5 protein-coding genes are annotated in these 6,996 nt (G+C 44.8%); 1 reads left to right on the top strand and 4 read right to left on the bottom strand.

Going from position 1 to position 6,996, the window contains the following annotated elements:
* Window positions 1-22: 22 nt before the first annotated feature.
* Genes TH606_RS08430 through TH606_RS08415 form a run of 4 tightly spaced genes read right to left on the bottom strand, consistent with a single transcriptional unit; the run spans window position 23 to window position 5,357 of the window.
* Complete coding sequence (locus TH606_RS08430; protein WP_068542883.1) at window positions 23-613, bottom strand: ATP-binding protein; 591 nt, start codon at window positions 611-613, stop codon at window positions 23-25.
* 19 nt (window positions 614-632) lie between these two features.
* Complete coding sequence (locus TH606_RS08425; RefSeq protein WP_068542881.1) at window positions 633-1,934, bottom strand: homoserine dehydrogenase; 1,302 nt, start codon at window positions 1,932-1,934, stop codon at window positions 633-635.
* Window positions 1,935-1,943: 9 nt separating this feature from the next.
* Window positions 1,944-4,373: an ATP-dependent DNA helicase RecG gene (recG, locus tag TH606_RS08420; protein WP_068542879.1), complete on the bottom strand. Its 2,430-nt coding sequence runs from the start codon at window positions 4,371-4,373 to the stop codon at window positions 1,944-1,946.
* A 12-nt stretch (window positions 4,374-4,385) separates the two neighbouring features.
* Entirely contained in the window at window positions 4,386-5,357 is a 972-nt protein-coding gene (locus TH606_RS08415; protein WP_068542877.1) for a LysR family transcriptional regulator, read from the bottom strand.
* Window positions 5,358-5,848: 491 nt separating this feature from the next.
* Here TH606_RS08415 and TH606_RS08410 point away from each other — a divergent pair, with 491 nt between their 5' ends.
* Window positions 5,849-6,982 carry a 3-deoxy-7-phosphoheptulonate synthase gene (locus TH606_RS08410; protein ID WP_068542875.1) on the top strand — a complete coding sequence of 378 codons (1,134 nt, stop codon included), beginning with the start codon at window positions 5,849-5,851 and terminating at the stop codon, window positions 6,980-6,982.
* Window positions 6,983-6,996 lie beyond the last annotated feature (14 nt).

Below are 6,996 nucleotides of genomic sequence, written 5' to 3'. Positions count from 1 at the left end.
TTCGGACACAATTACTGAAATACTACCTAAACACCGTGTTTGATGTGAGTATCACTACATGGCATAAGTGCTTCTCTTTCGTCAAACTTACACAAAAATTCAAAAACTCCTTTAACAATTCCCTCTCACTGTTTATGTAAAGGTCCTGCAACTTCTGTATCTCATCTATTATTAAAATAGCCCTCCTGTGCCTGCTCTCTTCTTCTATCTTCTCCATTAAAACTTCAAATAAATCCTTCTCCCTGGCCTCTATCTCCTTTAGATTCTTCCTCTCAATGGGAAATACCCTCAAACTAAAACTCTTATTGTTCTCTACCGTCTCTTTATATACGTCTTCTGGCACTATAAATGCGTGCAAAAAAGTCTTGTAGCTGGAAATAAGCTTCCGACGCAAATTGATATACTTCACCCAGAATTTGCCCTCCTCCCACCAATTACCCTCACCGAGCAGCCTCTTCTCCACCACATACTCAATCACCGTGGTCTTACCACTTGACTTTGGGCCATATACCCAGAGTATCCTCTGCGGCACTTCACTGAACCAGTCCACAAAAAACTCTATCTCCTCTTCCCTATCCACAAACGGTGCCCCGCGGTAAGTCTCTATCTTCATAAGTTGCTCCTAACAACACTTAGGGTTTTTCAATACGCAAAAGCTTGGTGGGCGCAGTAACCACGTCAAGCTGATCTATTTCTTTTAAAGCCTGGCGAACTGATGCCTCCTTGGCCTCATGGGTTAGCATTACGATAGGCACAGGCCCGCCTTCTTCGCGCCCTTTTTGAATTACTGAAGCGATACTTATATTGTTCTCACCCAGGATACCAGCTATTTTGGACAATACCCCCGGGCGGTCAAGCACGGAAAAACGAAAATAATAACGGCACGTAATTTCTTCCATAGGTTTAATGGGAAGCCTGACAAGGTTGCTTAATTGATAGGAAAGAGGAGGAACGCGGCCGCTTCCGCCAGTAAGGATATTTCTGGCGATATCAATGATGTCGCTTACCACGGCGCTTCCTGTAGGGAGCTGCCCGGCTCCAAGTCCGTAAAGCAAAACATCGCCTACCGCATCTCCCCTTATATAAAAAGCATTATAGGCCATTCTAACTGAAGCCAGCACGTGTTTCTCCGGTATTAAAGTGGGGAGCACCCTTACTTCAAGGCCGGTTTCAGTTTCTCTACACATGGCCAGAAGCTTGGTTACAAAACCAAATTCTCTGGCAAAAGCAATATCTGTGGGCTCAATATCGCGAATACCCTCTACATAAATATCGTTAAGGGAAACTTCAGTGCCATAGGCCAGGGTGGTAAGGATGGCCAGCTTGTGAGCGGCATCAAGGCCGTCAATGTCAAGGCTGGGGTCGGCTTCAGCATAACCTTCCTTCTGTGCCTGTAAGAGAGCTTCTTCAAAAGTAATATTTTCTTCAGTCATACGAGTAAGAATGTAATTGCAGGTGCCGTTAATAATCCCGGTTAAGGAAAGAATACGGTTGCCAGCAAGGCTTTCTTTTAAGGTTTTTATAATAGGAATACCTCCGCCCACAGCGGCCTCAAAGGCTACATCAACTCCGGCATCTCTCGCTGCTTTAAAAATTTCCTGGCCATGTTCCGCCAGAACCGCTTTATTGGCGGTTACCACATGTTTACCCGCTTTAATGGCTTCTAAAATAAAAGTGCGTGCTGGCTCAAGGCCACCAATTAGCTCTACCACGATTTTTATTTCAGGGTCCCGAAAAAGACTTTCTACCTCAGTGGTAAGAAGGGTATCAGGCACCTGAACCAGGCGAGGAAGGGACGGGTCTCTTACGGCGATTTTTTTTATCAAAAGAGGACAACCCAGGCGCTTTTTTATCAGACTTTGATTTTCAAAAATGATTTTTACCGTTCCTGAACCCACCGTACCCAAACCTATAATGCCTATAGCTATGGTCATTTTTTCCTCCTAAGCCACTTCCGAAAGTTTTAATCGCTCCTGCCATCTTTCCATGAGAATTTCTTTAAGCAAAGGATATTTTTCAAGCAAAGGGTCTTCTTCTAATAAGGCAAAGGCTTCTTCCCTGGCTATTACGAGCATATCATAATCTCGCACCGGGTGAGCTCGCCTGAAGGCAAAAAATCCTGACTGTTTGGTGCCAAGTATTTCGCCAGGACCCCTAATTTTCATATCCTCTTCTGCAATCTTAAAGCCATCAGTGGTCTGACACAAAATTTTTAGGCGTCTAAAGGCTTCACTGCCGGGTTTTAGCTTGTGGGCTACCAGGAGGCAATAGGATTCTCTGGCACTGCGACCAACTCGACCTCTTAATTGGTGAAGTTGGGAGAGGCCAAATCTTTCAGCGTTTTCAATTACCATAACCGTGGCCTCAGGCACATCTACGCCCACTTCAATAACCGTGGTGGAAACGAGAATCTGGGTTCGGCCCTCCTTAAAAGCCGTCATAGCTGCTTCTTTTTCCGCAGGTTTCATTTTGCCGTGCAAAAGGCCTACCTTATAACTGGGAAAAAGCTCTTTTTGCAGGTGTTCAGCCATGGTGGTAGCGGCCAAAAGATCCATTTTTTCAGATTCCTCAACCAGAGGGAATACTACGTAGGCCTTATGCCCCTTAGCCAGTTCTCGCCTTACTACCTCGTAGGCTTTGAGTCGGTCTTTAGCGGTAAAGAGATAAGTTTTAACCGGCTTTCTGCCAGCGGGTAGTTCATCAATTATTGATACATCAAGGTCTCCGTAAACCGTCATGGCCAGTGTTCGAGGAATGGGAGTAGCTGTCATAACCAGGGTGTCTGGTTCAAGGCCTTTAGCTTTTTGCCTGAGGGCTGCCCTTTGTAAAACCCCGAAACGGTGTTGCTCATCTACTATCACCAGGCCCAACTTCTTAAACTCAACGGTTTCTTGAAATAGAGCGTGAGTTCCTATGGCCAGGTGGACATGCCCTTCTTCAAGGCCCTGGTATATGGTCTTTTTTTCGCGAGGGGTCTTTCCTCCGGTCAAAAGGGCTATTTCTACCCCTATTAGCCCGGCGTATTTTCTGAAATTCAAGTAATGCTGTTCAGCCAGTATCTCCGTAGGAGCCATAAGGGCTACCTGATAGCCATTGTCAATGGCGATGAGGGCAGCCAGAAAGGCTACTACTGTTTTTCCACAGCCCACGTCTCCCTGAAGAAGGCGGTTCATGGGATAAGGGTTTGCCATGTCTTTTTCAATTTCTTTTAAGACGCGGGTCTGGGCCCTGGTGAGTTTAAAGGGAAGGCTTTTTAGGAATTTCTTAACCCTTGGTGTTTGGGTTTTAAAAGAAATACCAGGGGCCCTTGCAATCTGAGATTTACGTAGAGCCAAGGCCAGCTCCAGATAAAAGAATTCATCAAAGGCAAGGCTTTTGTGGTAAACGCTTTCTTCTTCGTTGAGGAGATAAATATCATCTCCAGGGTCAGGGAAGTGTATCCCTTTAAGAGCCAAAGGAAGAGGGAGAAGACCTCTTTTTTTCAAAATTTTTGCCGGGATAGGACTTACAGCCTTTTCGGCATATTCTTCTACAGCGTGAGCGATAATGCGGCGTAAGACCTTGGGAGAGACTCCCTCAACCACAGGATAAACCGGAAGGACTCTTCCCACATGAAGGCCTATTTTTTCATCTTCAGGAAACTCTACTTCAGGATGAACTATCTCCTTGCGCCCGGCAAAAGCGGAAATCTCTCCAGCCAGAATGACCTTACGCCCCGGGCGAAAAGTCTCCCGGTAGCGCTTTTCGTTAAAATGGAACCACTTGGCCGCTAAAAGCCCGGTTCCGTCAGAAATCACTATTTCAAAGACCCGCCGTTTTTTAAATTTAACTACCCCGGAAAGGATGACTTCGCCTTCTACCACTGCCTGTTCTCCAACGCGAAGGCCACCAATGGGCTGCATTCGGCGGCGGTCTTCATAGGCTTTTGGTAAAAAGAAAAGTAAATCTTCTACGGTTTTGATCTCCCGTTTAGCTAACTTATGGGCGATTTTAGGGCCAACACCCTTAAGGAATTGAACCGGTTTGGCCAGTTCTTTCCGGTAGGAATAATAAGTCTCTATGTCTATAGGAACATCTTCAAAGGAAGGTAGATTATTAGCTTCTTTTTGAGGGCCTTCTTCAAGCAGAGAAAATATCTTCTTAATACGAAGCTTTTTTTCTTCTAAAGAAACGGCTTCTAAATCTTCTAAAAGGGAATGAATTTCTTGGTAAATTCCAGGAGGAAGAGCATCTTTAATGCGCTCTAAGGCTTCTTTTAAAGTGTGTTCAAGGTTTTTGACTTTGGGGAGATTGGCAAATTTATTTTTACTTACAAAGCGAAGGGGCCTTAAAATGGCCCCCCATTTTTCTTCATTTAAGTGAACCTTTTCCATTTATTATTTCATTTATGTTGGGATAGCCTCATAATTGGAAAGAATTGAAACCAGTTGCTCTGGAGAGGTAAAACAGGCATTTTGGGCCTGGCAACACTCTTTAAGAACCTCACAGAAGTTCATGAATTCAGAAAGCAATTTAGTTTTGAGCTTATCTTTCCTGAGTATCGTGGATAAACGATGGCTTATATCAAGCTCGGGGACATCAAGAATTTTAATCCAGCCGTGTTCTACTTCGCGGCACACGGTAAGCGCTGAAAGGCAGGTTATACCAAGTCCTGCTTCTACCGCCTTTTTAATGGCTTCTGTATGTCCCAAGCGCAAGAATACATTTATTTTGGGAAGCTGTTTGGCAATGACGTTTTCAAAAATTTCAGCCACCCCTGAACCTTCTTCTCGCACAATCCAACGGGCTTTTTCTAAGTCTTTGAGGGTAACTTTTTCTTTTTTAGCCAGCGGATGATTGGAGCCGGCAATTATATAGAGCCGGTCTTCAAGCCAGGGTTTAACGGCAATTTTATCACTTTGGATTGACCCACCCACAAAGCCAATATCTAAAATTCCTTCTTCTACCTGGTTTTCAATATGGCGGGTATTTCCCACGATGAGTTTTATTTCTGCCTCGGGATATTTTTCAATAAAAGCACTAACAATAAAAGGCATCACGTAATTACCAATAGTGGTGCTGGCCCCTACATGAAGGGTACCAACAATTTTGTCTTCAGGTTCTGACAGCAGAAGCTCAAGGTTGCGAATTTTATTAACGATTTCGCGGGCGTGGGGGAGCAAAAATCTACCCCGGTCATTTAAAACTAGCTTTTTCCCCTGGCGGTCAAAAAGAGGACCATTTAGTATATTTTCCATTTCTGAAATAGCCATACTTACCGCTGACTGGGTAAGGAAAATTTTTTTCGCCGCCGTGGTTACATGGCCTGTTTCGGCTACCGCCAGAAATATTTCCAATTGCCTTAGAGTAAGAGCCATTTTATCAACCCCTTTTTAATTTTTTGTAACAATTTTAATTATGAGTTAACCGCCAGTTTAATCAATTTTTTTGATACTTCAAGTTCTTTTATTTTGTTTTTTTCTCAAATTGTTAAATTTTTTTGAAAAACAACTCGGGCTAGTCGGATGAGTGGAAGCTTTTGGGGACAGGCAAATAATCTCTTGATAAGGCGACGTGATTACCGAGCTTTTAGATTTTTGTTAACGCTCCGGGACACACCTTTGTTGTCCCTAAGAAAGAAGTGCGTAAGAGGAGTGTCCCCCAACTGTGTATTTGGGATTATCTTTTACAATAGAGCGTCATCGCGAGGCGACGTAGTCGCCGTGGCGATTTCTGCTCCCTTCGCTACTGCTCGGGATAGAGATTTCTTCGCTCCGCTCGCAATGCTCGCATTAATAAATTGCAAAAAATTGCAAAGCACAAAATGAGGGGTACAATGCTTTAAAAGTTTTGCTGGAGGTGGTTTTAGATGATTATCATTCTCAAGCCAGAAATTACCCAAGAAAGCCCGGAATTTAAATTTTTACTCAAGTACCTCAACGAGTTTAAAGGAGTAAAGACTTTAACTGCGGAGTACCAAGGTGAAACTCGCAAAGTCATTGAGATCCATTTGATAGGGGACACCCAGAAGGTTCCTCTGGAAATAGTTAAAAGCCTTCCCGGGGTGGAAAAGGCGGTAAGGGTTTCAGCCAAGTACCGCCAGATTGGCCGTCATGGAGATCTTGAGCCCATAGGCTTTGATTATAAAGGCCTTCATTTTGACCAGAATTCTTTTCATGTCTTTATGGGCCTTTGTGCCGCTGATACCAAAGAAAACGTAGAAGCCATTTTCAAGGCCATGAAAGAAGCCGGCGTCCGCACGGCTCGTATGGGAGCCTATAAACCCCGAACTTCTCCCTACGACTTTCAGGGGCATGGCAAAGAATGTCTCCCCTGGTTATTTGAATTAGCCGGCAAGTATGACATAGCTATTATCGCTATGGAAGTGCTTTCCCCTCACCACATAGACGAAATCTGGGAGGCCTTAGAAAAAGCAGGCCACCCCACTGGTGTTATGTTGCAAATCGGCACGAGAAACGCCCAGAATTTTGAACTCCTTAAGGCTGTTGGAAATCAGCAAGAATTCCCTGTGCTCTACAAACGCGGCATGGGGCTAACCATAGATGAAAGCCTTAATGCCTGCGAATACATTGCCAGCGAAGGCAACCACAACATCATCTTTTGCCTGCGCGGGGTAAGAACCCACCTGGGAGACCCTCATCGTAACCTGGTTGACTTTGGCCACGTGCCGGTTATCAAAAGGCTTACCAGGCTTCCTGTTTGCGTGGACCCTTCTCACCCCATTGGCTCTAGGGTAGCTGCCCCTGATGGCATAAAAGACATTTACCATGTAGCCGCCCAGGGAGTTATTGCCGGGGCCAATATGGTGCTGGTGGAATTTCACCCTGACCCACACAGAGCCCTTTGTGACGGCCCACAGGCCCTATTTCTTGAAGAAATACCCTGTTTCCTTGACTACATTAACCGGGCACGTCAGGCTTATCTTGACATGAAAGACATTGTAGCCCGTTGCAACTTCCAGAATATAGTTCCTAAACCATAGATGCGTCCCGTAAA

Origin of the sequence: Thermodesulfatator autotrophicus (genome assembly GCF_001642325.1) — a bacterium.
GTDB lineage: Bacteria > Desulfobacterota > Thermodesulfobacteria > Thermodesulfobacteriales > Thermodesulfatatoraceae > Thermodesulfatator > Thermodesulfatator autotrophicus.
This window is presented reverse-complemented; position numbering and strand designations above follow the sequence as displayed.

What these genes read in the sequence shown, in the direction of transcription:
- TH606_RS08425 (WP_068542881.1), bottom strand. Translation starts at nt 1,934, where the DNA reads ATGACCATAGCTATAGGCATTATAGGTTTGGGTACGGTGGGTTCAGGA.
- TH606_RS08410 (WP_068542875.1), top strand. Translation starts at nt 5,849, where the DNA reads ATGATTATCATTCTCAAGCCAGAAATTACCCAAGAAAGCCCGGAATTT.
- TH606_RS08415 (WP_068542877.1), bottom strand. Translation starts at nt 5,357, where the DNA reads ATGGCTCTTACTCTAAGGCAATTGGAAATATTTCTGGCGGTAGCCGAA.
- recG (WP_068542879.1), bottom strand. Translation starts at nt 4,373, where the DNA reads ATGGAAAAGGTTCACTTAAATGAAGAAAAATGGGGGGCCATTTTAAGG.
- TH606_RS08430 (WP_068542883.1), bottom strand. Translation starts at nt 613, where the DNA reads ATGAAGATAGAGACTTACCGCGGGGCACCGTTTGTGGATAGGGAAGAG.